This window comes from Shewanella sp. SACH (assembly GCF_001887095.2).
GTDB lineage: Bacteria > Pseudomonadota > Gammaproteobacteria > Enterobacterales > Shewanellaceae > Shewanella > Shewanella baltica.
In genome coordinates this window covers 45,269-70,894 of sequence record NZ_MPDG02000004.1, presented here as the reverse complement: position 1 = coordinate 70,894, position 25,626 = coordinate 45,269, and the positions used below count along the sequence as shown (strand labels likewise).

24 protein-coding genes are annotated in these 25,626 nt (G+C 46.7%); 13 read left to right on the top strand and 11 right to left on the bottom strand.

Features of this window, described 5'->3' with window-relative positions; genetic code table 11:
• Position 1: 1 nt before the first annotated feature.
• The 4 genes from menC to BM607_RS15830 form a co-directional block, all read right to left on the bottom strand.
• The gene (gene menC, locus BM607_RS15845) at positions 2–1,102 is read right to left on the bottom strand and encodes an o-succinylbenzoate synthase (RefSeq protein WP_071940343.1); all 1,101 of its coding nucleotides are present in this window, start codon (positions 1,100–1,102) and stop codon (positions 2–4) included.
• A gap of 27 nt (positions 1,103–1,129) precedes the next feature.
• A complete protein-coding gene (gene menH, locus BM607_RS15840; RefSeq protein WP_071940344.1) occupies positions 1,130–1,924 on the bottom strand; it encodes a 2-succinyl-6-hydroxy-2,4-cyclohexadiene-1-carboxylate synthase in 795 nt (264 codons plus the stop codon).
• Positions 1,924–3,645, bottom strand: a complete 1,722-nt coding sequence (gene menD, locus BM607_RS15835) for a 2-succinyl-5-enolpyruvyl-6-hydroxy-3-cyclohexene-1-carboxylic-acid synthase (RefSeq protein ID WP_071940345.1) — start codon at positions 3,643–3,645, stop codon at positions 1,924–1,926. Before menD ends, menH begins: the two co-directional genes overlap by 1 nt.
• 181 nt (positions 3,646–3,826) lie before the next feature.
• Complete coding sequence (locus BM607_RS15830) at positions 3,827–4,795, bottom strand: LysR family transcriptional regulator (protein ID WP_012197786.1); 969 nt, start codon at positions 4,793–4,795, stop codon at positions 3,827–3,829.
• 409 nt (positions 4,796–5,204) lie between these two features.
• Here BM607_RS15830 and BM607_RS15825 point away from each other — a divergent pair, with 409 nt between their 5' ends.
• The 4 genes from BM607_RS15825 to nrfD all read left to right on the top strand — a co-directional run bounded on the left by BM607_RS15825 (position 5,205) and on the right by nrfD (position 7,854).
• Positions 5,205–5,681 (top strand): DUF2726 domain-containing protein, encoded by a 477-nt coding sequence (locus tag BM607_RS15825; RefSeq protein ID WP_006079641.1) that lies wholly within the window; start codon positions 5,205–5,207, stop codon positions 5,679–5,681.
• Between the two features lie 77 nt (positions 5,682–5,758).
• The gene (locus tag BM607_RS15820) at positions 5,759–6,220 is read left to right on the top strand and encodes a nitrite reductase (protein WP_011845461.1); all 462 of its coding nucleotides are present in this window, start codon (positions 5,759–5,761) and stop codon (positions 6,218–6,220) included.
• A 9-nt stretch (positions 6,221–6,229) separates the two neighbouring features.
• Positions 6,230–6,916: a 4Fe-4S dicluster domain-containing protein gene (locus BM607_RS15815; RefSeq protein WP_006079643.1), complete on the top strand. Its 687-nt coding sequence runs from the start codon at positions 6,230–6,232 to the stop codon at positions 6,914–6,916.
• Positions 6,913–7,854: a cytochrome c nitrite reductase subunit NrfD gene (gene nrfD / locus BM607_RS15810; protein WP_006079644.1), complete on the top strand. Its 942-nt coding sequence runs from the start codon at positions 6,913–6,915 to the stop codon at positions 7,852–7,854. Before BM607_RS15815 ends, nrfD begins: the two co-directional genes overlap by 4 nt.
• Positions 7,855–8,133: 279 nt before the next feature.
• On the opposite strand, the gene BM607_RS15805 is transcribed toward nrfD, so the two are convergent.
• Positions 8,134–8,565: an Lrp/AsnC family transcriptional regulator gene (locus BM607_RS15805; protein ID WP_006079646.1), complete on the bottom strand. Its 432-nt coding sequence runs from the start codon at positions 8,563–8,565 to the stop codon at positions 8,134–8,136.
• Positions 8,566–8,816: 251 nt separating this feature from the next.
• On the opposite strand from BM607_RS15805, the gene yjeH reads away from it, so the two are divergent.
• Entirely contained in the window at positions 8,817–10,079 is a 1,263-nt protein-coding gene (gene yjeH, locus BM607_RS15800; RefSeq protein ID WP_071940346.1) for an L-methionine/branched-chain amino acid transporter, read from the top strand.
• Positions 10,080–10,169: 90 nt separating this feature from the next.
• Here yjeH and BM607_RS15795 read toward each other — a convergent pair whose 3' ends face one another.
• The gene (locus tag BM607_RS15795; RefSeq protein WP_071940347.1) at positions 10,170–10,781 is read right to left on the bottom strand and encodes an energy transducer TonB; all 612 of its coding nucleotides are present in this window, start codon (positions 10,779–10,781) and stop codon (positions 10,170–10,172) included.
• Between the two features lie 340 nt (positions 10,782–11,121).
• On the opposite strand from BM607_RS15795, the gene BM607_RS15790 reads away from it, so the two are divergent.
• On the top strand, positions 11,122–11,946 hold the full coding sequence (locus tag BM607_RS15790; protein WP_071940348.1) for an HDOD domain-containing protein: 825 nt from the start codon (positions 11,122–11,124) through the stop codon (positions 11,944–11,946).
• A 284-nt stretch (positions 11,947–12,230) separates the two neighbouring features.
• On the opposite strand, the gene BM607_RS15785 is transcribed toward BM607_RS15790, so the two are convergent.
• Complete coding sequence (locus BM607_RS15785; protein WP_071940349.1) at positions 12,231–12,704, bottom strand: TerB family tellurite resistance protein; 474 nt, start codon at positions 12,702–12,704, stop codon at positions 12,231–12,233.
• 101 nt (positions 12,705–12,805) lie between these two features.
• The gene (locus tag BM607_RS15780; protein WP_006084587.1) at positions 12,806–13,336 is read right to left on the bottom strand and encodes a DUF2780 domain-containing protein; all 531 of its coding nucleotides are present in this window, start codon (positions 13,334–13,336) and stop codon (positions 12,806–12,808) included.
• A 189-nt stretch (positions 13,337–13,525) separates the two neighbouring features.
• On the opposite strand from BM607_RS15780, the gene BM607_RS15775 reads away from it, so the two are divergent.
• Both BM607_RS15775 and BM607_RS15770 read left to right on the top strand, forming a co-directional pair.
• Positions 13,526–14,233 carry a hypothetical protein gene (locus tag BM607_RS15775; protein ID WP_071940350.1) on the top strand — a complete coding sequence of 236 codons (708 nt, stop codon included), beginning with the start codon at positions 13,526–13,528 and terminating at the stop codon, positions 14,231–14,233.
• A gap of 33 nt (positions 14,234–14,266) precedes the next feature.
• A complete protein-coding gene (locus BM607_RS15770; RefSeq protein WP_071940351.1) occupies positions 14,267–15,742 on the top strand; it encodes a DUF4145 domain-containing protein in 1,476 nt (491 codons plus the stop codon).
• A gap of 85 nt (positions 15,743–15,827) precedes the next feature.
• Here BM607_RS15770 and BM607_RS15765 read toward each other — a convergent pair whose 3' ends face one another.
• Positions 15,828–16,175, bottom strand: a complete 348-nt coding sequence (locus BM607_RS15765; protein WP_006079655.1) for a hypothetical protein — start codon at positions 16,173–16,175, stop codon at positions 15,828–15,830.
• 374 nt (positions 16,176–16,549) lie between these two features.
• Here BM607_RS15765 and BM607_RS15760 point away from each other — a divergent pair, with 374 nt between their 5' ends.
• The gene (locus tag BM607_RS15760; RefSeq protein WP_071940352.1) at positions 16,550–18,421 is read left to right on the top strand and encodes a methyl-accepting chemotaxis protein; all 1,872 of its coding nucleotides are present in this window, start codon (positions 16,550–16,552) and stop codon (positions 18,419–18,421) included.
• Positions 18,422–18,506: 85 nt separating this feature from the next.
• Here the strand turns inward: BM607_RS15760 and BM607_RS15755 are convergent, their stop codons facing one another.
• On the bottom strand, positions 18,507–19,478 hold the full coding sequence (locus tag BM607_RS15755; protein ID WP_006079659.1) for a LysR substrate-binding domain-containing protein: 972 nt from the start codon (positions 19,476–19,478) through the stop codon (positions 18,507–18,509).
• A gap of 113 nt (positions 19,479–19,591) precedes the next feature.
• On the opposite strand from BM607_RS15755, the gene BM607_RS15750 reads away from it, so the two are divergent.
• Positions 19,592–20,800: a multidrug effflux MFS transporter gene (locus tag BM607_RS15750; protein WP_006079661.1), complete on the top strand. Its 1,209-nt coding sequence runs from the start codon at positions 19,592–19,594 to the stop codon at positions 20,798–20,800.
• A 157-nt stretch (positions 20,801–20,957) separates the two neighbouring features.
• Positions 20,958–21,548 (top strand): tRNA-uridine aminocarboxypropyltransferase, encoded by a 591-nt coding sequence (locus BM607_RS15745; protein WP_071940353.1) that lies wholly within the window; start codon positions 20,958–20,960, stop codon positions 21,546–21,548.
• 496 nt (positions 21,549–22,044) lie between these two features.
• On the opposite strand, the gene BM607_RS15740 is transcribed toward BM607_RS15745, so the two are convergent.
• Positions 22,045–24,165 (bottom strand): EAL domain-containing protein, encoded by a 2,121-nt coding sequence (locus BM607_RS15740; RefSeq protein ID WP_071940354.1) that lies wholly within the window; start codon positions 24,163–24,165, stop codon positions 22,045–22,047.
• 292 nt (positions 24,166–24,457) lie between these two features.
• Between BM607_RS15740 and BM607_RS15735 the strand changes: the two genes are divergently transcribed.
• Both BM607_RS15735 and BM607_RS15730 read left to right on the top strand, forming a co-directional pair.
• Positions 24,458–24,829 carry a hypothetical protein gene (locus BM607_RS15735; protein ID WP_071940355.1) on the top strand — a complete coding sequence of 124 codons (372 nt, stop codon included), beginning with the start codon at positions 24,458–24,460 and terminating at the stop codon, positions 24,827–24,829.
• Positions 24,830–24,934: 105 nt separating this feature from the next.
• On the top strand, positions 24,935–25,585 hold the full coding sequence (locus BM607_RS15730; RefSeq protein ID WP_071940356.1) for a methyltransferase domain-containing protein: 651 nt from the start codon (positions 24,935–24,937) through the stop codon (positions 25,583–25,585).
• Positions 25,586–25,626: the final 41 nt, after the last annotated feature.

Genomic DNA, 25,626 nt, shown 5'->3' with positions numbered 1-25,626 from the left:
ACTAGTTTTCCTCACGCTTGGCTACACCAACATCACTTTGCGGCGTTGAATCAATGGCGTGTTGTGCAATAGGCTCAAGTTGCGCCAGAGTAAGGCAGTGTTTTTTACCCGATGACACGATTAAATCTTGGCTAAAGGCGCTGAGGGTATCGAGTCCTGGGATTTCATCGGGAGTGAGAATCGCGGCTAAATGGGCCAGATCGCTAATGCCTAAACTGCTTTCAAGACTCGAACTGATAATGCAACGCACGCCATAGCTTTGCGCCGTATCGATTAAATGGGCTAGCTTTTCAATACTGCCGAGCAGCATAGGTTTGATGACGAGCGCAGTCAGGCCACTTTGCATTACAAACTGATAATCGGGATCGTTAAGTGATTCATCGAGGGCGTAGGGCATACCAATCGCTTGATAAAATTCCAGATTATCCTGTGGATTCTGGCAAGGCTCTTCTATGTATTCGATGGTGTCTAGGGGCAAACAAGCGGCAAATTCGATGGCTTGTTCCAGTGTAAACCCTCGGTTTGCGTCTAAACGTAGCTTGAGATCGGGGCGGGTGCGTAAAATGCCATAAATCAGGCTCAGTTCGTCTTCGATTGAGGTCTGCGCGACTTTAACTTTCACCGAGTGAACATGCATGCCGAGCGCCGCAATCTTGCTATCGAGCAAGTCATTGCCCGCATCCGTTGGATGATAAATCAAAGGGACTGTGGCAGTTTGTGGACGAATGGCATCGAGTTTGCCCATTAACTTGGCATGCAACAGACTTAAACCGAAGGCCAAGGAAGGGTAAGGACTTTGCTCGGCGTAATCCAGCAGGGTATCGATATGCTGACCGCCGAGTAGGGGCAATAACTCGGTTAACGCCGTTTGCACTTGAGCCAGTGTTTCGCGGCTAAATCCCACTAAGACTTGTTCATCGACATCTATGCCAGAGAGTGGGGCGATTTCAACTTCGACTTGTCTGTATTCGCCACCAACATTAGCGCTGGCGCAGGCTTGCAATACTAATCCAGCCCTGTGGTCGATGCGTTGCTTGCCTACGGGCAATAATACGTCGAGCGGTAGTCGATATTGATACAGGTTAAGCGAAGTTAAGATCATATATTTCCTACATTTTAATTCTGTTATTTACCCAAGCAGCTTAACTATTGTTGCGATTAATGCCTCGGGAGCTGCTTGGTGTATGTTGTGTCCGGCGCCGCTAATACTGTGGACGAGAATAGGCGCGTGTAATTGCCACTCTTGGGCGAGGGCGTGAAACTTGGCATCTTGGCTACCCGCAAAGAAATGGCACTCACAGGCAAGTTGTGAAGGCACATCCCACATCGATGCTTGGCGCGCAAGTGAAGTGGCTACGAATACCTCTTTAAGCAGCTGTTTGGGATGCTGATCTAAGACGGCAGATCTCTGCTCGATTAAGGCTTTACGTTTGGCCGCAGTCATGTCGGCAAACACGGGCTGCTGATACCACAAGTTTAAAAAATCTTTGCTAGCCAGATGCAATAAACGCTCGGCCCACTGGGCATCATTCTTGGTTCTGGCCGTTTTTTCTTGCGGGTCCACCAGCCCTGGATGGCAGGATTCGAGGTTCAGACTTAACAAGCGCTGCGGATAGGCTTTTGCAAGGTGCAAGGCAATACGCCCGCCTAAGGAATAACCGTAGAGATGAAACGGTTCGGGACTTGGATTAAGGCTGTTGAGCCGCGCCATTATGTTTTCGACGCAAAAGTCAAAATCGAGCTTAGCTTCAGTCGACCCTTCAGCTTGATTATCTCCATGGCCCGGCAGATCCAAGCAAATACAATAAAAGTGCTGACTTAGCGCTGGCATTAACGGCAACCAGTCGGCCTTAGTACCTAAAAAGCCGTGCAGTAGCACTAAGGTCGGTAGTGAAGGATCGCCGTAACGGGCCATGGTTGGCATTAGCTTTGTTTCACCCAAAGGTTGAGCGCGGCGATTTGGTCGCTGGCTTGGTTTTGGCTCACATTGACTTCAATGATCGAAGCCCCCTGAAAATCCAGCGCTTCATTATAACTATCTTGAAAATCGGCTAAATTATCCACTTGATTATAGGGCAGATTAAACATGGCTGCGGCGTAGCCAAATTCTAAGCCATGGCTGAGTCGATAATAATCACTGCGGACTTGTTCATTGGGAACCGGCAATAAGTTAAAGATATTGCCACCATCGTTATTGAGGATCACGATCACCAGCGGGCTGCTTAAGCCTTTGGCGATGGCCAGCGAGTTGAGATCGTGCAGTTGTGATAAATCACCGATGATCAAACTGGTGGGCTTGCCTTCGTGGGCCGCAATGCCGCAAGCGGTGGCGAGCAAGCCGTCAATACCCGAGGCGCCACGGTTGGTATAAGTGGTCGCTGTGCAGCAACTGACTGGGGCATACATGTCGTACAAGCGTACAGGCAGGCTGTTGCCGATAAAAAGCTGTTGTTCTAAGGGGCGAGTATTAGCGATAGCGCGTATCACCTGCGCTTCACCAAATTCCCCTTGGTCGATATTGCGCACAAATAAGTTATGCAATTCATCGTTATAGGTGATTAAGGTATTCGCCCAGTTCGCCGAGGATGAACGATACCAGTTCAAGGCCGCAAACTGCTCTGCATTGGCATGCCAAATGTGCTTCGCATTGTGACTCGGATCTAGCCTGTCTTGTTCGGGTAACACTTGCCAGTAGCTGTGCCAATTTTGCTCGGCGAGATAACTGATGACGCGTTTTGACAATAAACGCCCGCCGAATACGAGTACGCGATCGGCTTCCTGTAATAGATTGCGTGCCCTTGGATGTTGCAGCAGTTGATCGATATTGCCTATCGCCGCGGGATGTTGGCGCAGTTGCGACTGGGCATCGGTAAGTAACGGCCAACCGATTTTTTGCGACAGGGCGATAAGCTGCTGTGGATCTTGCTCGGGCGTGAGTGTACCGACAACGATCACGCCTTTACCGTGGACGAACCGCATAATGGCATCGTCACTGGGGCTGCTCAGCTGTTTGCTCTTGCCGTATTGAGTATACGGGCGGGCGAGTTGCAGCCAAGTTTGCAGTGGTTTGAGGTAAGGCGATTCGGCATCGAGAATCACGCCACTGAGTTCACTCGGGTACAAGGGCTCGCGATACATGCAGTTGATGTGCACTGGACGAGTTTGATTCGCCACTGCCTCATCCACTGTGGTGAGCAATGCCTGCGGTGCGATATGCGCATCCGGCGTTGGCAAATTCACTTGGGTGGCGTAATTCGCAAAAATCCCCGGTTGGACTATGGCTTGATTGGCGCCGCAGCCGAGTAATTCGGGTGGACGATCGCCGCTTAAGACGATCAAAGGCACGTGGGTTAGCCAAGCTTCAACAATCGCAGGATACAAGTTAGCGACCGCAGTACCCGAGGTGGTGATGATAGCGACCGGTGCGCGGCTGGCTTTTGCCAGACCTAAGGCCATAAAGCCGAGTCCACGTTCGTCAAAATGCAGATGACGCTGGAGTTTAGTTTGCTGGGCGGCGGCGAGGGTTAACGGCGTCGAGCGCGAGCCCGGTGCCATACACACATGTTGCACGCCAAGACGTGCCAACTCCTCAAGAATAAGGGCGCCCCAAATAAGATTAAGAGTGGCTGTATTTTCGGTCCGCATAGCTGAATCTATTAGGATAAAGATGGGCTTAGTGTAACGTGTTTATGCCCCAAGATGTATGCTTGGCTTAACAATTCTCGGCGGGTTTGTATGGGGGCTGAGGTGGAGCCTAAGCTAAGGCAAGGGATGCCTATCACCTCTGTACAGTGGCTAGTCTATGGGTTGTGTAAGCTGCTTTGGGCTAAATAATATGGTCAACAATCTTTTTAATCTGTCCACTTAGCCACACTAAATCATCATTCACTTTGCTTGGCTGATTTTTTTGCACTAAGAAAATGGTTGGCGCTTCGGCATGAGCATATAAACGTTCGGCTTCGAGTTGCGATAGCTGGCATGTGTGCAGTTCAGCCACATCACTTACCATCTCGTAAACCACGCGGTAGGGCAATAACGACAGTGCCTGACTCTCTCCTAGGTATTCAAACAAACTTGAAATACTGGTAATGGTAATTTCAGTATTGAGTTTAATGTTGCTCTTCAGACAAAACTCTTGGTAAGGACTGAGCTTAGAACTGGGATTGCCGAGGTCGGTATTTACATAGGGATATTCTGCAATCGTCTCTAAAGTGATTTCCCGTTTGAAAATCGGATGATTACGGCTCGCAATAAGGTAAACCTTATCCATGCGTTGCAGAGTGGTCGTCAGGAGTTTATCGCCAAAGGCGGCCACATCAGCCGTGCTTTTATTGCAGCAAATGCCCAGCGTAGTATCACCGTTAATAATGTCTTGGGTCGTATGCATAGACCAAGGGGTGATATTAATGTGCATCAGCTTCTGTTCATCTTTAATGGCCTGCATTAACGCTTTCGGAAAAGCGTAAGCAATCAAGCCGGGAGCAGCAATCTCGATATGCGTTTTCACTAAGTTAGCATTTGCGGCTCTGGCCTTATGAAACTTATCAGTACATTCAATGGCTTCTTTCGCGATTGGATATAAATGGGTCGCAAACTCATTGGGGAATAGTCCGTATTTACGACGAATGAAAAGTTCATCACCAAAAATTTCCCGTAGATTTTTAAGGCTACGACTTATTTTAGGAGCCGGAATATCAAGAGCCTTAGAGACATAAGTTGCAGACTTGTTCTCATATAATGAAACGAGTATTTTCAAACTCAGAATATCCAGGCCATCCATGTTACTAATGTGCATTTTTTATATCCCTTTTATCGAGCAAATACTTTAAAGAACGATTAATTATGGCGTCATTAAATAAATTTAATGTGAAACATATCTCAACTTCAAAACTATAATATCGCAGTCTGCTAGTGTCGTTTTTAGATTTAATGTTTTTTATATTTCAAAATGTGATAAAGATAAATTTGGAATTTTAAAAGGTGAAATTCATTTAATTGAATTTCACATTGGCGATTATCAACTATCTATTTTTATATTCGAGATTTGCGCTAAATGGTAATGAGATCGAATTCTTAACTTGTTGTTTATTATTAAATTGCCATTGTTAAATGTGATCGTGTTCAAAAAAAATAAAACGCTTCACGTTAATACTAAAGTTGCGTTAAAAGAGATAACAAAAAATAAATAGGTTATTGGAGGCGTTATGAATACTTCAGTCATTCTCAGCTATGCGTTTATGTATTTCGTGCTGTTTGTAGCAGTGCCATTTGTTTTTGTCATGTTCGTCATGACCTGCATTAAGTTTTTTAAAGCAGGCCCCGATGAGGCAGAGCATCATGAAATGAAACTTAAACCAGTACTGTTCGATAAACAAAGTTTTAACTTTTTTAAATCGTTAAAAACCGTAGTGGAAGGCAAATACGATGTTTGCTGTAATGTCCCGCTAGACACCGTATTTGAAATGGACCAGCATGACGCTGATTTAAATCACGAGTGCCGACTAGACTATGTGTTAATAGATCATGACTCATCTGAAGTGAAAATGGTGATCAGTGATTTTGGCAAAGAACACAACTCGCCAATGAAAAAGCTGTTTAGTAAGTTCAATATCAACTTTATTGAAATGAACCAACATAAACAGTGGGATACACAGAGCCTAAAGCAAGCGTTAGCCGTCTGATCCGACCGTCGGGTTCGGGTAACTCCGAACCCTGACACTCCTCTTCTCCCTTCCCAAAATAAATGTGAGGACTCCCTATGTCCAAAAGACAATGGCTGTGGTCGATTCGCTTGGGTGCAATTGCATTGCTTTTAAGCTTTGGTGCGACAAGTGCCGAGTCGGCCCTTCAAATTAACAGTGACACGACTTGTATGAAGTGCCACAAACGTAACGGTCAAATGTTAGGGCATCACGGCCAAGATGCGATGAAAATGACCTGTTCAACCTGTCATGGCGAAAAAGGCGACCACCCTAAAAAGCCGAATGATATCGTGGTGTTTGGTATGAAAGATGGCTCGGAGCTTGATACTCAGCTCGCCGTTTGTCACAAGTGCCATACCCAGCGAAAACTGGGTGAAACCGAATGGACGCATAATGTGCACGCACAAAAAGTGCCCTGTGCCGCCTGTCATAAATTACATAGCCCAACCGAACCTATGGCGGATATGACGCCAAAAGTTCGCAGTGAGCTGTGCCGCAATTGCCATAGTGGCCAGTAGGGGTAGGTTATGGAAAATTCAAAAAGAAGATTTCTAAAAGGCACATGTGCCTTATTTGCTGGCGCTACGGGCGCATCACTGCTCGCCACAGTGAATGCCGCTGAAGGTGCTAAAGCAGAGTCAGATATTAAATATGCGATGATTCATGATGAAACTAAGTGTATTGGTTGCCGCGCATGTGAAGTGGCATGTCGTGAAACCAATCAAGTGCCAGAAGGGGTTTCTCGAGTCAGGATTGAACAAACTGGACCGTTCGGTGAGTATCCGAATGAGTATTATCACTTCAGCCGTATCTCTTGCCAGCATTGTGAAGATGCACCTTGTGTCAACGTCTGCCCAACGGGCGCTGCCTTTATTGATAAAGAAACCGGCATAGTGTCAGTCAATGCGTGGAAATGTGTCGGCTGCCAATATTGTATTGCGGCTTGCCCTTATAAAATTCGCTTTATCAACCCAGTCACCCACGCGGCGGATAAGTGTGATTTCTGCCGTGAGACGAATCTCGCTCAAGGAAAACAGCCTGCCTGCGTTGAGGCGTGTCCGACTAAGGCGTTAGTGTTCGGTAATTTAAAAGATCCGACGTCTGAGTTAGTACAAGTGCTGCGCGCAAATCCAACTCAACGCGCGAAAGTCGCCCTCGGAACGCGACCTAAGTTGTTCCGTATCCTGGCGAAATCTGGGGAGGTGATACTATGAGTGCCCTACATTTTGATACCTTAGTCTGGCATTGGCCGATTGCGATCTACCTGTTTTTGGCGGGTGTATCAGCAGGGGCTATGTTCTTCGCCGTACTGTTGAAACATTTTGTTTTGAAGCAAAACGCCTATCAGTCTGGCTTTGTGCGAGCCGCCTGTATTGTCGCCCCAGTCGCCGTGATGGCGGGCTTAGGCATATTGGTTGCAGACTTAACTAAACCCCTCGATTTTTGGAAGATTTTGGTGTTTTACAATCCTAAATCTGTGATGTCGATGGGCGTACTGATTCTGCTGATTTACCAAGTGTTTATGTTTATGTGGATAGGGTTAACCTTCCGCAAACCTGTCGATGCTTGGTGTGAATCGCGTTTCCCTATCGTCCTTAAACTGACGGCTTTGCTAGCTCGGTTTGAGGCGACGATCACGGGATTACTGGTGATTCTATCCTTAGCATTGGGCGCGTATACCGGCTTCTTGTTATCGGCATTACCTGGTTATCCCATGCTGAAAAATCCTGTGCTGCCTTTACTGTTCTTGGCATCAGGGCTGTCTTCCGGTGCGGCATCTTCTTTACTCGGTGGCGTGTTGATGAATGGCAAACCGAATGACAAAGAGGTGCACTTTATCCACAAGGTTGAAATCCCGCTGATCTTAGTTGAGATTGTGCTGCTGTTTACCTTCTTCGTTGGCTTATTGCTCACCGGAGGACAGAGTAAAATTGCCGCCTTTAATGCCTTAGGTTATGGCTTCTGGGGCTGGATTTTCTGGGTAGGGATTATCGGACTCGGTTTATCAGGCCCGTTAGCGATGAACCTGTTTATGACCACGACGTCGAAACGTAAATGGGCTTATGTAGCAGGGACGGCTTGCTTGAGCTTAATCGGGGTTTTGTTGCTACGTAACTTCATACTGTACACAGGACAAATGACGATCGCTTAAGGTGCGAACGCTTCATTCAAGACGAACAAAATGATAAGAACCAAGGAAATCGACGGATCGCGGAAACAATGTCAAAGGAAAACATTGTAGATGAGGCCCTTGCGGCGCTGGCTGAGCTCTCAAGGGGTAAGTCTAGTCGCGGTTGGTTGTGTAACAGGGAGGTCGCTGGGCAAGGATGCCATATTTTACACTTCAATATTTTGCCCTGCCTCCAAATGGGCCTCGCCACCTCTATTCCTTAGGGTGGCGTTTCTTGCTTTAGGGCCACTCGATTTTCCTTTACTCGCCTAAATTATTAATCCACTCACTCATTACCACATGGGTTTTGATCTTGATGATATCAGTGTGCGTGTCGATATATTCACGGATCTCATGCAGGCGGCGCATCGAGGGCGCATGCACATACACGAGCAAATCCATATCACCGGAAATACCACGGCAAGTGATCACTTCGGGGATCGCTTGGAATACGTGTACTACGTCGGCGCAACGTGGACATTGATGCTGGATTTCGAAATAAGCCGACACCCCTTCTTTTTGCGACTCACTCAAGAGCACTTGATAGCCACGGATCACCCCAGTCTGTTCGAGTTTTTTAATCCGCTCGGCTACCGCGCTGCGGGAAAGGTTCACTTGTTCGGCAATATTCGACACGCTCTGGCGTGCATCCTGACGCAAACTATGAATGATGGCGGTATCGAATTTATCCAAGGGTGACTCCAGTGAAAATGGCTATATTGGATCTGTGTGCAATTTTGCCATTGGTTTGAATGGCAACAGAATTTACTGAGTATTTGAGCTTACAATTTCACCACACCTTAAGCTGGCCGTCATTTTGATGGAAATAACGCTATTTGCCGTGATTTTGCCGGTATTGGACGTGGAGAACACTGAAATTAACGGCAGATTGTGGGGCAAAATCTCACTATACTGACAGCTCAAATACCACAGAATATTAACAGATGAATTCAAATAGCGGAACTATAGGTCGTTGGCAAGGTGCGGGTCTGATGGCGACCACTTTGCTTGGTACTGGGGTGTTTATTTTGCCTCAGATGACAATTGAAAAAGCGCAATCTGGCGCGCTAGTCGCATGGATATTGCTCACCTTAGCCATTATTCCTGTGGCGCTGGTTTTTGGTCGTTTAGCGAGTGTATTTCCCCATGCTGCTGGCCCCGCTTACTTTGTCGAAAAAGCCTTTGGTCGCACCGCTGGTCGAACAATTGGACTGATCTTTTTACTTGTTGTGCCCATGGGCGCCCCCGCCGCGATTTTGATGACCTTTCAGTTTGTGAATGCCTTAATGCCGATATCGGGTTGGTCCAAGGTCGGTGTTGAAGTATTAGTGATTTTTGGCCTGTTCCTGATTAATTTAAGGGGCATTCAAGTGTCGGCCAAGCTGCAATTTGGCTTAACGCTGTGCATAGTGGCCGTTGTGGTCCTCTTATTTGGCGCAAGCAGTTTTCAGCCTGGTCATCTGACAACACTTGCCAGCCATGGTATGCCTGAAATGCCAACCGTGATGATTGCCGCTGGCATCGCTTTTTGGAGTTTCTTGGGCATAGAAGCGATGACCCATCTGGCCGATGATTTTCGCCGTCCGCAGCAGGATATGATCCCCGCTATGATGATGGGCACTGTGCTGGTGGGCGTCATTTATGTGGCTTGTACACTATTACTACTGTTAGTACCGACGGATAAAAGCGTCGCTATGATCGGCGTGTTTGATCAGTTGCTCGGTGGTTACGGCGCGCAAGTGATTGGCGTGTTGGGGATCGCAAGTGGATTAGCTACCGTGAACGTGTATTCGGCCAGTGCGGCACGTTTAGTGTGGAGCTTTAGTTGTGAAGGGATTTTGCCGCGTTTCTTTGCGGTGAAGAACGCCCACGGCGTACCAATTCGCGCGCTGGCTGCACTGTTATCTGTGATGGCGAGCGTGATAGTGCTGACTTATCTTACTGGACAAGAGTTAGAACACCTTATTGCATGGAGCAACGGCGTATTTGTGGTGATCTATTTGATGGCTATGTTAGCGGCCGCTAAGTTATTACCGCGCCATAATTGGCCACTAGTAGCGCTGGGTTGTGCGTTTTGCTTGGCATTAGGTTTTGCCCTAGGTGCGAGCATGTCCTATGTGTTGGTGTTGATATTAGTGGTGGCGCCATTTCTCTGGTGGCAAAAGACCCACATCAGCCGCAAACAAGATTTAGCGATTCCTGAGTAATCCTGAAAAAAGTTCAATCAAAAAGCCCTGAACTCTTTTAATTCGAAAGAGATTGCAGGGCTTTTTTGTGCGTTTTGATTCGTCTGCGGATTAAATCTTTTGATCTAATTTAAAGTCTAACTGCACTTGCTGATTGAGTTGCGCAACGGCTTTGCCTGCATCAAATTTCGGTTTGTACTTCCAATTCTGCACCGCTGATAACGCCGCCTTATCGAAAACGCGCTTAGGGTTTGCGTCCAATACCCGCACATTACTCACAGTGCCGTCAGCCGTAATATCAAACCCCACAACAACATAACCTTCTTTACCACTTTGCGCCGCATCTATGGGATAACGAGGCGACACTTGCACAACTGGCAGAGCTTCGGCTGTCATCGCAGATTGCGTATAGAGGGTGGTTTGCGTTGGCATTTCGGGCATGAATGTCTCAGGAGTAAAAGTTAACGACTCGCTGGTTTCACCAGGGACACTCACACGCTCCCGCGCAGGAATGGGCTTTGGTGGTTCTGGCTTAGTTTTTTCTTTTGGCGGTATCGGCGTGCGTTCTGCCATCAGTATATTGATTTGCGGCGCATCCGAGGCTTGTCCTGTGACAGGTTGTGGATTGTTGATGAGCTGCGCCATAAAGACGAACAGCCCTAAGGTGATTAAAGCACTAGCTAAGATAAGACCAGTGCGGCTAACGAGTGCGTTTTGGCTCATATTGCTTCCTTACAGTGAGTTAATAGCTTTTTATCAATATCACTCTTTACTTAATTTTTGAAATATTTATTTACAATTTAAGCAAAGTTGCTCCTCTAGCGTTAGGGCTTCAATCCCGCTTTCGCTCTCCGTCAGCCTGTGTATAGCTTTGTGGATCTCGATGCTGAATATGTTGGAGTGTGACTAATATTGAGCGAAATCGAGGAGTAAACCTTAAGTTTGATGGCCGGTAATAGGTGTCGCAGAAGGATTGCACATTACTGATATTTAATTATATCTCGCGAGCGAGGCGCTAGTTTGTGTTCTATATTTTGATCATTCATACAGAAGGAGCATAAAAATGGATTCAGCTGCGTTACTCAATCGAGTGGATGAATTACCCAGGTTACCCAAGGCGATCAGTGAACTATTAGACGCAGTCAATGATGATAATGCGACAGTAAAAAGTATTGCCACTAAGGTTGCGCACGATCCCTTAATCAGCGCGAGGGTATTACGCCTTGCCAACTGTGCCCACTATGGACGCAGTCGAGAGGTGGGTACGATCGACGAAGCCGTGGTGCGTCTTGGGATGCAAACCCTGCGTACTTTAGTGCTTGCATCGGCCGTCATTGGCGCAGTTCCTAAGTGTGAAGGAATCGACTTAGCCCAGTTTTGGGGGCAAACCTTTGAGATTGCCCTCTATAGCCAAGAAATGGCGAAACGTTGTGGTGCTATGCCTGAAGAAGCATTTACCTGCGGTATCTTGCACCGTATTGGCGACTTACTCATTGCGGCTGTGTCACCTAAAGATGCGGCAAAAATTGCTGAAGCCGTGGCGCTGGGTAAAGATAAGCATGAATTTGAGCGTGAGTTGCTTGGATATGATTCACCCGATATCGGCGCATTGCTGGCCAAAAATTGGAAATTCACCACAGCGTTGGTGGAAGGTATTTTATATCAAGATCACCCTAAGGATTCGGACCCATTTTCAAAACTTGCCGCATTATTATGCCTATCTTACAAAGTGTTGGATGAGTGGGATACCATTGAGGATGATGAGAAAACCAGTTGGTTATCCCAGTTAGCGACCAAGAAAGGATTAAGAATGGAGATGGGTGGATTGCGGACTAAGTTGACGGAGTTACGCGGTTCAGGGTTCGAAATCGGTAAAGCCTTAGCTTAGGATTTAATTGAGCATAGTGCTTTATTGTCTGGAGCTTTACTGAGTCGGTTTAACTGATGAGTGGCGTTCAACTGGCTAGTGTTTAACGAACTAAGACTTAACTGACTAGGATTTAAGTGAGTTGGGTTTAAGTAAATTGCGCGGCATGACAAATCATTTTTAGTCAAAGACGATATCAATAAGGTCTTAAGACTATAGCGTGAATGTGAAACGAGATAGCGTTTCGCATTCACGCTTTTTTATGCGGCGGATTAATCGATTGGTACTTTGATTAAACCGTTGAATCACTGGGGCGCCTGATCAATATGTCGATTGGCGGCGATGGCAAGATTGCGCATTTGAATTAACTCGCTGTGTTTGAGGTACAGCAAATCAGCGGTGCGACGAATGATTTGGTCTTCATATTGGGATAACTGTCCATCGGCATAGGCCAGTTGCCACATCGCGAGCAATAATTGCTGCTTTTGCGCTAGGCTAAATTCAGCGTTAATGGCTGAGGTAAATTCAAACAGTGAGGTCGCGCTACCTTGCACGCTTTTGGCTTCATCAATCAGTATTTTAGCGTCAGCTTCTGACATTGATAGCGTTTCTGTCAGTAACTTAGGCAATAAGGCTTCTTCCTCTGCCGTTAAGGTATCATCGGCAAACACCACTTCAAGTAACATACTCGCCGCGGCGAGTTTAAGTTGATGCGCCTTGTCTTCAGGGGAGACTGCTTGCGTATGTGCTTCAAAGAATCGTCTTAACTTCGCAATCATATTTGGCGGTTCTCATGTTGGAGGGAATATTAAGGTAGAGTCGATTGGGGGGCGAAAGTTCACCCTAAGCAGTGTATTGCTTAGGGTGAGATAAAACGGGATTACAGTAGCGAGTTCAGACCTTTCATCAGTAAGTCTGAGGTGCCTTCAGTGCCATTGGTATCCAAGTAAGACTTAGCTATGTTGATCATCGGCATCGCCAGATCTTTAGAAATGCCCAATTTTTCAAAGGCGTCTAACACCATCGCACTGCCTTGCAATGATGAACCTAAATCCCCCGCTTTGGATAACAAGCCAGAAACGCCTGATTTTGAGTCCAATTTAGGCGCTGCTGCTAACAAGCTATCGGCATTAGGAATGCTGGCAGCCAGTTTTGAATAGTCGGTTGTCCCTAGGCTAGATTGCGCTAAGCCTAATAAACTGCCTAAGCCACCTTCGGCTTGAGTTTGGTTTAAACCCAATTGTGACATGACGCTGCCAACCAAATCATTTGATTGAGTTGCTGTCGCCGTCGTGGCCGCTTTTTCAGTTTTGGCTTGAGTTCCGGCCAAGTTATCTAACCATCCTGCACTGGCTGGCGCTGCTAAAATACAAGTGCCGAGGAAGATAGAGAGGGTAAGAGTGTGTTTCATATGGAAGCGTCCTTTGATGGTTTGCGCATGTGTTCGCAGGACAGTTTAGCGGGTTTGCAACTTTTGTTGCAGTAGTTTTCTGTGATTTACGATTCACACTGGTGATTTCTGCTGTGCATTGCTACGGGATTTTCGGTATCCTTAGCGCAATTCTAAGTGTTAATTCATTTCAATTATTTGGAAAGTCGCATGTCACTGTCCGCAATTTTGTCAGAAGCCTATAACTTCTTCCGTAATCATCTGGCGCAACTCGCTATGCTGACGATTCCATTACTTTTGATCCAAGTAGGGATCCAGTTGTGGCTTGGCGTAGAGATGAGTAAAGTCGATCTTGAAAATCCACAGTTTGGCGCACCACACATGGTCGCCATGATGCTGTTACTGCTCACCTTTTCGGTATTAATCGCCGCCCTGACACTGTTTTTAGAGCTGCGCTCGCAGGGACAGAGTCCTTCTGCGGGCATGGTGCTGAAGGCAAGTCTACCTTTTGTTCCACCACTATTATTAGCTGGGGTGTTTTCTGGTTTAGCGATTTTAGCGCCAGTGATGCTGTTTGCCGCCTTCGGTCCTGTGTGGCTGGTGGGGTTGGTTATTAGCTTCTATCTCTTCGCCCGTTTGGCCTATGTGAACTTTATGGTCGTGGTTGAGCGTTTAACACCGCTGGAAGCCATCAAGGGCAGTTTTAGCTTTAGTGGTCCTATCGTGCTGAGAACTATTGCACTATTAATGCTCTATCTGCCACTTTCAGTGGTGGGTAATCTGCTGTCAGGTGCTGCCTCTATGGGCGGATTACCGCTGCAAATGCTATCGGATACCTTTATGTCTTTCATTGGCTTATTCGTTAACGTGGCTTTGTTCCGCTTATATATGGTGTCGAAAAAACCAAGCGTCGAATAGCGCAAACTCAATTCAGCCTGCAGGGAATCACTCATGGGGACGAAAACGGTCATTAAGGATAGTGAGTTTATCCAAGATTTTTCGGCCTCCCTGAGTGATGACTACCTCAAGGCAAAAAGCTATGTGCAGGATGTGCCGACTCAGTCGCTACTGCACATTCGCAGTTTTACCCATAAGCTCACCGAGTTACTGGGGCAAGGTAAGCACATAGTGTTTTCGAGTCCGAATCTATACGATAGGATCGAGCAACTAAATCAGCAGCGCGTTATCGATGTTAAGACGACTCGCGCGCTGCATCGATTGCGGGCCGACGGTAACCGCGGCGCTCATCCTGAAAAATATCACCTGACTCAAGCGCAATTGCTCGCGCTGGCGCAAAAATCTATTAAAGATGTTTTGGCGCTAGTCGAACACTTGTATCCCAAGGTTAAAGGCCAAGTCGCACCTGATTATCGTTATGAAGCGTCTGATACTCTGACGGCGAAGGATTTATGCTACCGCGCTGTGATGGAAGATGACGCCGAAGCCCAGTATCTAGTGGGAATATCCTTTAAGACCAAGGCTCTGATACTGAGAGAGCAAGAGCTGCAACAAGATCAAGAGTTTGCCACTTCAGCTGAAGCCACATCTAATCCAGAATCTTCTGGCGTTTCACCTCTTACTTCCCACATCAGCGCCGCTGACAGTTTTGCCCGTGCCGCCTATTGGTTTGCCCTTGCGGCGCCTCGGCATATGGAAGCGTTACATGAGCACGGTGTGGCCTTGATCCACGGTTATCAAGGTGTGCCAGAGGTGGCGAAAGGTGAGCAGCTTATTGCGACGGCGGCCGAGGCGGGTGTCGTTAATGCGATGGCGTTATTGGGATATTTTTATCTTGTCGGCAGTGAGTCGTTTCAACCCGATAGCAAATTAGCGCAGCAATACTTACAGCGCGCCGCTGAGGGTGAGCAAACCGAAGCGATGGCGAACTTAGGTGTGCTGTATTATCAGCAAAAAAATCTAACTCAAGCCTATCATTTTATTAGCAAAGCCGCACAAGCGGGTTATCCCCACGCCCAGTATCATTTGGCATTAATGCTCGCCAACGGTGATGGCTGTACTCGAGATATGATTGCCAGCGAGTATTGGATGGCTGAAGCCGCCGAGCAAGGGCAACTCGATGCCCTGCTGACGCGTGCGCAGCATATGCTCAATGACGACAATGCCTTTGGGAGTGATTTGACTCAGGCAGAGGATTATCTGCGCCAAGTGATTAAATATGGCCACAGTGTGCCTGCGATGATCGAGCTGAGTATGGCACTGGCCGACGGTATGTTAGGGCGAATTGATGTTGTGGGGGCCGCTGCTTTGCTGAAGTTGGCGCGACAACATGCCAATAAAAAAGAGGCCGAGATTATCGAGCCTCTTTGGCGTTCTCTTGCATTACAGATTGAAAATGTACTTAAGGTAACTCAAGATCCCGCAGAAATTCATAGCCTTAAACGCGCACAGACATTACTCGTCATTTAAGTAGAATAACGACACTTCACACCTCGTTTCGAGATCACTAGCTTGCTAGAGCGAACAAAATTTAATCTCGAACCGTCAACACGCCCTAGTGTTCATCCTCTTTATGCTCAAAAGTCCGCCCTTGATGGCGGGTCGCATTAGATTCCCTAACAATCGTTTCTGAACCATAAACCTGGCTCTGTGGCTCATCTGCAGCATGGGCGTGTTGCTTGGCGTTTGCCTGTGCCTGATTAAATTTAGCCAACTGACGTGCCATGTAAAAACGGCTAAACAGGACTAAACAACCGAGCGCAATGGCGCCAAATAAAAGCACGAAGGGCAATAAAAATAGCGATAAACAGATAAGGCTAACGCTAATTGCCATGGCTAACCAAGCCCGTGGGCCAGAAATTCGGGTCTGCAACGGGCTCTGTTGGAACTGTTGATAAATCATAAGAACTCCTCGATAGGCAGTGGACATTTAGTGTGCAATAGCGAGTGCGTCTAGGTCACGTTAATCTTGATTAATTTACTTTATTTTACCTCTGAGGCCATTGGGCTGTTACGTATCATCCCGATATGTGATCTCGTGGTCACCTATGTTGTGTATAGAATAACGGTTAGTTAATCATATGTTTTTGCTAGAATTTTTTTGATGTAAATCTGAGCAATTTCTTTGCGAACTGTACAGAGTATGAGAAAATTCAGTTCAGATTAAGCTGCAGTTTTAACTCAGTTTGCCGCTTTATTAAATTAGTTTTAAATGTTCGTTCAACTCGCTCAGACACCCTCTTGTTTCACTGCTTTGTTAATAAATTAGACGCCAACATGAACTCATATTCGCTCAAGCAAAAAATTCTGTTCTCCGTCGTGGTAGCCCTTTCACTCGTGATTGGTTTGTTGTCATGGCAAAGTTATTCCAGCCAAAAGTCTCAGCTGTTAAAAAACAGCCTAGAACAAGTGCAGCGCTTAGGTGAGCAGCAGGCTGAGCGTATTCAAGAATGGTTGGCCGGCCGCCAAGATATTATGGGGGCACTGGCGAGCAAAGTTGAGGGTGATAGCCTAAATACGTTACAACAAGCACAAGCGTCTGGCCGTTTCCAGTTGACCTATTTTGGGAGCCAAGCGGGGCAAATGCTGGATTCTGATCCGAGTGTAGACCGTACTGGTTATGATCCTCGTAGCCGTCCTTGGTATCAACAAGCCATCAGTGCACGCGGTCCTATCTTGACTAAGCCTTACGTGGATGTGGCTTATAACATTCTGGTTGTGACTATGGCGCAGCCTACGACACAAGGTGTTGTGGGTGGTGACTTATCTATCGCGAGCCTAGTTGACGGTGTTAATCGGATGAAGTTACCGGCCAACGGTTATGCCATCATGATGCACAAAGACGGCACAGTTATCGCTTATAAAGATCAAGCTAAGACGATGAAACCTATAGGTGAAATCGACAACGATCTTAATCGCAACTTGCCAGAACAGAGCCGTGCAGCGGGTACTCTGTTGCCTATGTATTTTGAAAATGAAGGACGCGATAAGTTAGTTTGGAGCGTTGATATCCCCAATACAGATTGGGAATTAGTGTTAGTGCTTGATAAGGAAACGCTAGAAGCGCCACTGTCGAGCCTGTTATTCACCCAACTGGGTCTAGCGGCACTCGCACTGCTGTTGAGTGTGTTAGCGATTTCTTGGTTAGTAGGCATGTTACTGGGTCCATTGAGCCGAGTATCGCAGGCACTGGCGCATATCGCCGATGGTAACGGTGATTTAACTCAGCGTATTTCAGTCGACACTCAAGATGAAGTGGGCGTGCTTGCCGACAGTTTTAACCGTTTTGTTGGTAGTCAACATCAGCTGATCAGCCATATTCGCCAGTTAGCGAATGAGTTAGATGCCGATGCTGAGCGTAGTCTGGCCACCACACAAACCTCGGTGACTGAACTACAACGTCAACAACAGGAAGTGGCTATGGTCGCGACCGCAGTCACAGAAATGGCGAGTGCCACCAATGAGATTGCGGCCAATGCTGAAAACACGGCAACGGCGGCTCAACAATCTGCAGCGAGCAGTTTACAGGGTAAAGAGTTAGTCAATAAAACCCGTAACTCAATTAATTCGCTGGCCGATGAAGTGACTCAAGCGACCGATGTCATTGCTGATTTGAGCCGTCACGCTCAATCAATTTCAAGCATTCTAGCGACGATTCAAGGGATTGCAGAACAAACCAACTTGTTGGCGCTTAACGCTGCCATTGAGGCGGCGCGTGCTGGTGAGCAGGGTCGTGGTTTTGCCGTGGTCGCCGATGAAGTGCGCGTGTTATCGCGTCGTACTCAAGATTCGACTCAAGAAGTGCATACCACGATTGAAACACTGCAACGCACAACCGCCAGAGCCGTCAGCTTGATGGAAAGCAGCCAAGCATTAGCGGGTCACAGTGTTGAAGATGCGAATGCGGCGGCGAAAGCCCTTGAAGAAATTACTCAAGCGGTCAACGTGATTTCAGATATGGCAGGCCAAATTGCTACCGCAGCGGAAGAGCAGACTCAAGTGACGGGTGAAATCACCCAAAACACAGTTGCGATTAAAGATGTGACCGATGAGATCACCGCATCGGCCATGGCAGATTTGGCACAGGCGCGTGGATTAAAAGCCCGTGCTAATGATCTTAATGCACAAGTCGCGACCTTTATTCTGTAACCACTATTTGTAGCGCTTCACTTTGATAAGAGCCCGATAACGCCTTTGCTTTATCGGGCTTTTTTATTGATGGTGATTTGGTGTGTTAAAGCATTTCTGCGGGAGTAAATAACTTAGCCACACTCTGACAAATCGTTTCTCTAATCCATTTATGCCCTTGATCTTCATCATTTCTTTGATGCCATAGCAGCACATAGGCCATGGGCATAAATTCGAAGGGTAAGGGCAGTAGTTTAAGCGGATAGAGCTGGCAGGCGTGCCGTGCAAAGCTCGAGGGCAGAGTGAAGATTAAATCGCTGTGGGCGCATACACTGGCGGCACCATAAAAATCGGGTACTGTCGTACTGATCCGGCGTCGATGGCCGAGATCGGCAAGAAAGTAATCCAGCGCCCACCAATCGCTGCCTTCACAGCGAACCTGCACATGGGCCATGTCGAGGTAGAGTGGGAGATTCCATTGGTCTGAAGTGAGCGCCGCCATCAGCGGGTGGTCTTCACGCACTAAACATACTTGTTGATCGGTAAACAGTGTTTGATAGGCAATCCCTTCGGGCAGGCGATCCACCTGAAAATCGGACAATGGATGCAAGTCCCGCCCTGAAATACCAAAGTCAATTTGCCCTTGTTGTAAATCCTGCATCGATTTTTCGGTCCAGACATAGGAGTCAAGTTTGACGTTGGGCGCCGTGGTTAGCATAGGGCCAATAAAATACGGGATTAAGGTTTCATAGGCGCTTTCCACCATGGCAAAGGAGAATTGTCGATTGCTACTGGCGGGATTGAAGGTCGGAGGCTGGGTGAGTTGATACAAGTCTTGCAAAATATTCGGCAGTTTTTGCCCAAGAATTAGGGCGTGTGCCGTCGGTTTTAAGCCGTGGGCCGTGCGCTGAAATAGGGGATCATCTAAGGTTTCTCTGAGCCGATTTAAGCTCTTGCTGAGGGCTGACTGGCTGATATGTAATCGGCTTGCGGCGCGAGTCACGCTTTGCTCTTCTAGCAGAACTTTGAGTATGACCAGCAAGTTAAGATCGATTCTGGCTAAGTTGTCGATATTCACAGATATTCCTCAGAGGAAATTTACTTTGGAAATTATACCATTTCTGTTCATACCTTGAGTTAATTAAAATAGCGCCCACTGAAATACCTTTTCCTGATCAACTGAGATTATTTATGCGGCGCAATCTATTACCTATCCTGATGTCTATGGTGCTTCTCAGCCCATTGGCAATTGATATTTACTTACCTTCAATGCCAACTATGGCGGCAGAATTCGCCGTATCTGCCAGTGATGTGCAATCTACGATCGTATTATTTTTATTCGCCATGGGCTTAGGCCAAGTGTTGATCGGGCCATTAGCCGACCGTTATGGCCGCCGTCCTGTGGCAATCTTTGGGGTCTTACTCTACGGTGCGAGCAGCCTTTTAGCCGCTGCGGCTATCGAGTTCCATTGGTTACAGATTGCCCGTTTGCTGCAAGGTTTAGCTGCCTGTTCGACTTCTATCGTGGTGTTTAGCGCGGTGCGTGACTGCTACGATCAAAAAGAAGGCGCTAAGATTTACAGTTACTTAAATGGTGCCATTTGCGTTATTCCTGCATTAGCGCCGACTTTAGGTGGTTTATTGGCAATGCAATTTGGGTGGCGCTCAACCTTCGTTTTCATGACGTTATATGCCATGTTGATGTTGCTCGTTGTCGGTTATCGCTTACCCGAGACTCGACCTGCCAATACGGTTACCACAGGGCCGCTTTACCGTTGGGGTCGATACAAACCTGTACTGGGTAACACTCACTTCTTGTTTTATGCCTTTGCTTGTATGTCGGCGATGGCGGCGATTTTGTGTTACGTGTCGTATGCGCCTGTGTGGCTGATTGGGCATTTAGGGCTTTCTGAACTCATGTTCAGTGGTCTATTCGGTTTCAATGCAGTGTTTAATATCGTGGCCTGTTTTACGGCGCCGCTGGTCATTCGTAAACTCGGTAATCGTCCGACAACGATTTTGGCGCTGTCCATACTTGTTCTGTCTGCCGCTATCACAGTGGCGGGTCAGCAATTCGGTCCGAGCACTGGAATGATGGCAGCGTTTGCCTTTATGTTGCCCATGTTGATGTTAGGCGTGGGATTTTCCTTCTTACTTGGCCCTGCGACCAGTATGGCCCTGTCGGCCTTCGGTGAACGAGCTGGAACGGCGGCGGCTATGTTAGGTTTTATTCAGATGAGCGGTGCATCCGTGCTCGCTGGACTCGTACAGCAAACGAATTTAACCGCACCTTATGCAGTGGCCTTAGTAATGGGCGTATTTCCTATTGGTTTATTGTTGATGATGGCGCTGAGTCGATTCGACCACTGGCATCAAGAGCAGTTAGCTGGCGAGCATTAGTTCGCGGCACAGGTTAATTACAAAGTCGTTAATTACAGAGCACACCCTTTACCCACAGTTTGTTTGACCGCGAACTGTGGGTATTTTTTATTGTGCCTAATACCCCTTTATCCTTTGGTATACTCGTAAAATAACTTACTCAAACCGAGGGTAAAGCTTGTCCCGTCACTATTGTGCTATTTGTCGTTATCCCCTGAATGCTTGCCTGTGCGCGAGTGTTCAGCCTATTTCTCCAATGACTCAGTTGGTGGTTTTACAGCACCCGAGTGAAGTCGAACATAAAAAAAATAGTGTGCGGGTATTGAGTCTTGTTGTTGCTGAAACGCAAGTTTATGTGGGCGAAAGCGAGGCCGACTTCAATGGTTTACGGGAACATTTAACGGCGTGTAATAAGCCGATTTATCTCGTCTATCCCTCTGAGCAAAGTGTGAGTGTTGAACAGCAGCCTATCAATCCAGATTGTGTATTGCTCTTACTCGATGGTACTTGGCGCAAGGCGTTTAAGATGTTGCAGCTGAATCCTTGGTTAACCCAGTATCCTGCGGTGCATTTGGCTGAAGGTTATGAGTCGCGCTACCGGATCCGTAAGTCGAGTCGTAGCGACAGTTTATCGACCTTAGAAGCTTGTGCTTATATGCTAAGCGCCCTTGATCCTCGGCTTGATGTTCAACCCTTAATGACGGCATTTGATGCTATGGTTGAACTGCGGATTAAGGCGATGCCGAGCACTGTGCAGGCTCGTTATTAGAACTCAAACAAACCTAACTGCGAGACTAAGTGATTATTTAGTCTTAGAGGTTTTAGGTCTGAATCAGTGCTTTTAAGTTATTGCAGTTTTGATACTGCGTACGAATTAAAATAGTCAAAATCTTATTCAGATCACGCTAACTTAGTGTGAAATACGGTTTAATAACAAGGATTCATTTGCGCAGCAAATGATGAGATAGCTTTGCCAGCCAATTGCTTTGCAGGGGAGTGATTCCATTGTTAATCACAATTAGTTAATGGCGTGCTGGCAGGGCTATCGAGCTTTAAGCTTTGTATTTTTCCGCAATGATATCGCAGCAATATTTCTGCTTAGCCTCTAATTTTAATCAAAGCTCATCCGATAAAACAGTTGTATATATGTTCATTGTTCGGAGCAAATGATGAGATGGCTTTGCCAGACAATAACTGGCTTTGCAGGGAGTGATTCCATTGTTAATCACAATTAGTTAATGGCGTGCTGGCAGGGCTATCGAGCTTTAAGCTATATGTTTTTCCGTAAGAAAGGTTTGGGTGAAGTTATCGACTGAACTCGGGTAGCCAAAAAGAAATCCTTGGGCAAAACCTTGGCCCATGTCTGTCATTATGTCCCTTTGTTGTTGAGTCTCTATGCCTTCGGCGACGAAGTGAATATCGAGTGCCTGCGCGAGTTGCACTATGGCATTACAGAGCTTTTGTCCTGACACTTCGTTTAAACGTAGGGCAAACTCGGCATCAATTTTTACACTGTCTATGGGCAAAGTGCCTAAGCGACTGAGTGAAGATAACCCAGTCCCAAAATCATCAATGGCAATGCTGACACCTAAGGCTTTGATGCGATTGAGTGTGAGTTGTGCTTGCTCAGGTTGGCGTAGCAGTGCCGATTCGGTGATTTCTAAAATCAGTGCCTCAGCAGGTAAATTAGCCATTTCCAAGGCATTAATCACTTGGTCGATAAAATCTAAGTGTTCCAATTGCAGTGGCGACACATTGACTGAAATTCTAAAGTCTGCCTGATTATGTGCCCGCCATAGTGCCGCTTGCACGCAAGCCTGTTCTAATACCCATTGACCAATACTGACAATTAACCCTGTCTCTTCCAGCAATGGCACAAAATCGGCGGCGTCATAATACTCGGTAGGTGATTTTTGCCAGCGCAGTAGGGCTTCGGCAGCTATCGTTTGATTTGTGTGTAAATCCACTATGGCCTGATAGGCGAGAGTGAATTGTTTTAGGCTGTGAGCATGCCTTAGGCTATTGATCAACTGTAGCTTTAACTCCGCGGCCTGGCTCATAGCCTTATCGTAAAACACGAGGTGCGGTAAGCTCTTTTTAGCGCAATACATGGCTGTATCTGCAAGGCTAATTAGCTGTCCCGCTTTATCACTGTGAGTCGGAAATAGCGCAATGCCGATACTCGTGCCTAGGAAGAACTTTTGCCCTTCAATTTCAAAGGGGCTCTCAAATAGGCTTAAAATTTGTTCGGCAAATAGCTGGATTTCATCTTTGCAGCTGCAGTCTTGCAGTACTAAGGTAAACTCATCTCCACCCATGCGGGCTATGTCGGCTTTTTCGATACAACCGGCTTCGAGTCTGGCGGCGACGAGTTGTAACACCCGATCGCCCATGGAGTGGCCGAAGCTGTCATTGATATTTTTAAACCCATTGAGATCTAAAAACATCAGCGCACCTAATGTGAGAGGATCCGTTTTGAGCTTCTCTAGTGCTTTATTGAGGATCTGCTTAAGGTGGAATCGGTTAGGCAATCCAGTCAAGGTATCGTACATAGCACGGGTCGTCAGCTGAGTTTCTAACAACTTTTTCGTGCTAATATCACTGAAAATATTCACATTATAATGAGCGCCATCTTCGGTAATAATTTTTCGACTACTTTGCCAAGCAGGGAAATTACTACCATCTGAACGTTTTTTCCAGGTCTCACCCTGCCAAAAGCCCCTTTGTTTTAGTGCAATTTGGCATTCGGTTTCTTCCCCTAAATGATGGCTTTTCAACTCTAAAAATTCAGGGGTTTTACTAATAAGCTGCTCGGCGCTATAACCGCAAATACGGCACATTGCTTTATTAACGGCCAAAATCTGATCATCTGAGTCTGTGATATACACAGCTTCGGCACTTTCCTCGAGCGTAGTCGACAAAATCTCTTTAGGAATATGGGCAAAACCATCGGAAATAATTTCGCGAGTTTGATTACGGCGATTGAGAGCTTGAAATTCCACGAGCACTACGGGTTGTTGCTGCAGATAGCAGCGATAGAGGTACACTCGAGTTGGCAGTTCATTGCCGACTTGACTCAGGTGTAGCCAGTTGAATTCAACATTATTACCCGCAATGGCTTCGAGGATCATTTCCCTCGCATATTCAACACTATTGCGGCCGGAAGATTGAATTCTCGGCGAAAAATCATAGGGAGTCGCATTCACAAAGGCGTCGTACTCAGCCTCAAAATAACCGAGGGCCGCTTGGTTGGCGCTAATAAAGCTGAAGCCTTGAATTAAGGCCAAGGGAGTTTTGTGCGGATGTGCTTGCCAGAGCGACAGCTTTTCTTGCAGTACTGGATCATCCGTACTGAGTTTCTTAAGTAAGTGTTGCCATCTGATCATTTAGGATACTCCCTTGTGACGCATATAAGGTCACATCCTATTTTTAGGTCTTCGTTGATACGAAGTTGCCCAATAGTACATCATTCCCATGGGGTTAAAAATAAACCTAATTGTTGTTTCACTCAAATAGAAACTTAAAAAGTGTAGTTTAAGACTTGTATTTAAGCATATTTTTTAAGAACACCTGCTGAATATTCCAAGCTTAGGCAGATTTTATGCTATGTTTTGCGCATCTTGTGCGAGTTGGCTGTTATCGTTCATCCATCCGATGACCAAATAAAGGAGGCCGGAAATGGCGCATTTATCTAAAGTGCTAATCTCTAAAAGGTTGATGTCGTTAATACTGATTTCTAGTGTTTATTTTGCTGTAGCCAATGCCGCCGAGTCCCCTAAGCCAAAATTAACCCTAGAGCAAAGAGCCGATAAGGCCCGCATAGACTCCCAGCGATTAGAGCAGGCCCAATTAGAAAAGGCGCGCCAAGCGGCGAAAGAGACGGCAGAGCGAGAAGATAAAATCAAACAGCAGTCCCAAACCCATGATTGGGAGGCTCAGCAAAAACTCAAGGCACAGAAACAGTTCGACGAAAGAGAAAGTCGCGAGCAAAAATATTTACGGGAAGCAAAAGAAGCCGCAGCAAAAGAGCGTAAAATCCCTAAGCCTTAATTAGAGCATCGACACAGTCGATTTCAGCTAGGCAGTGCGAGCATTATTTGTGGGCATTGCGATTATTCTCATTACTATGCACCTTACTATCCCTAGGAATTGTTGTTGAATATCTGCCCCTTATGCCATGGCACTGAATTGCTCGCTTATCATCAAGATAAAAAGCGCGACTACCATCAATGCCAAACCTGCCAACTGGTGAGCGTGCCTCCTGAGTTTTATCTCTCGGCCGAGGCAGAAAAAGCCGAGTACGATAAGCACGAGAATCATGCCAATGATCTTGGCTATCAAACCTTTTTAAATCGCACACTTGAGCCATTACTTAGCCGTGTTAGCATTTCGGCCCAAGGGCTCGATTTTGGCTGCGGCGAAGGCAAGGCATTGAGTATGATGGCAAAGGCGCGTGGCTATCACATCGATAATTACGATCTTTATTACGCCAACAATCCTGAAGCCTTGGCTCGCCAATACGATTTTATTACGCTAACCGAAGTCATAGAGCATGTGAGCGATGCCGCAGGTTTGCTTGCCCAACTTGATAGGTTATTAAAATCCAACGGCATTTTGGCTGTAATGACTAAACGCGTACAAGATCAAACCGCATTTACTCGCTGGCACTATAAAAACGATCCCACCCACATCAACTTTTACGCACAAGCGACCTTTGAGTGGCTCGCGCATCACTATGGCTGGCGACTCGAAATCATCGATAAAGACGTAGTGTTCTTATATAAAGAGATGCATAAAGTAAATTAGTGCAATCGTAGCGGTTTAACTAAAATCATGTCCTTTGCAGC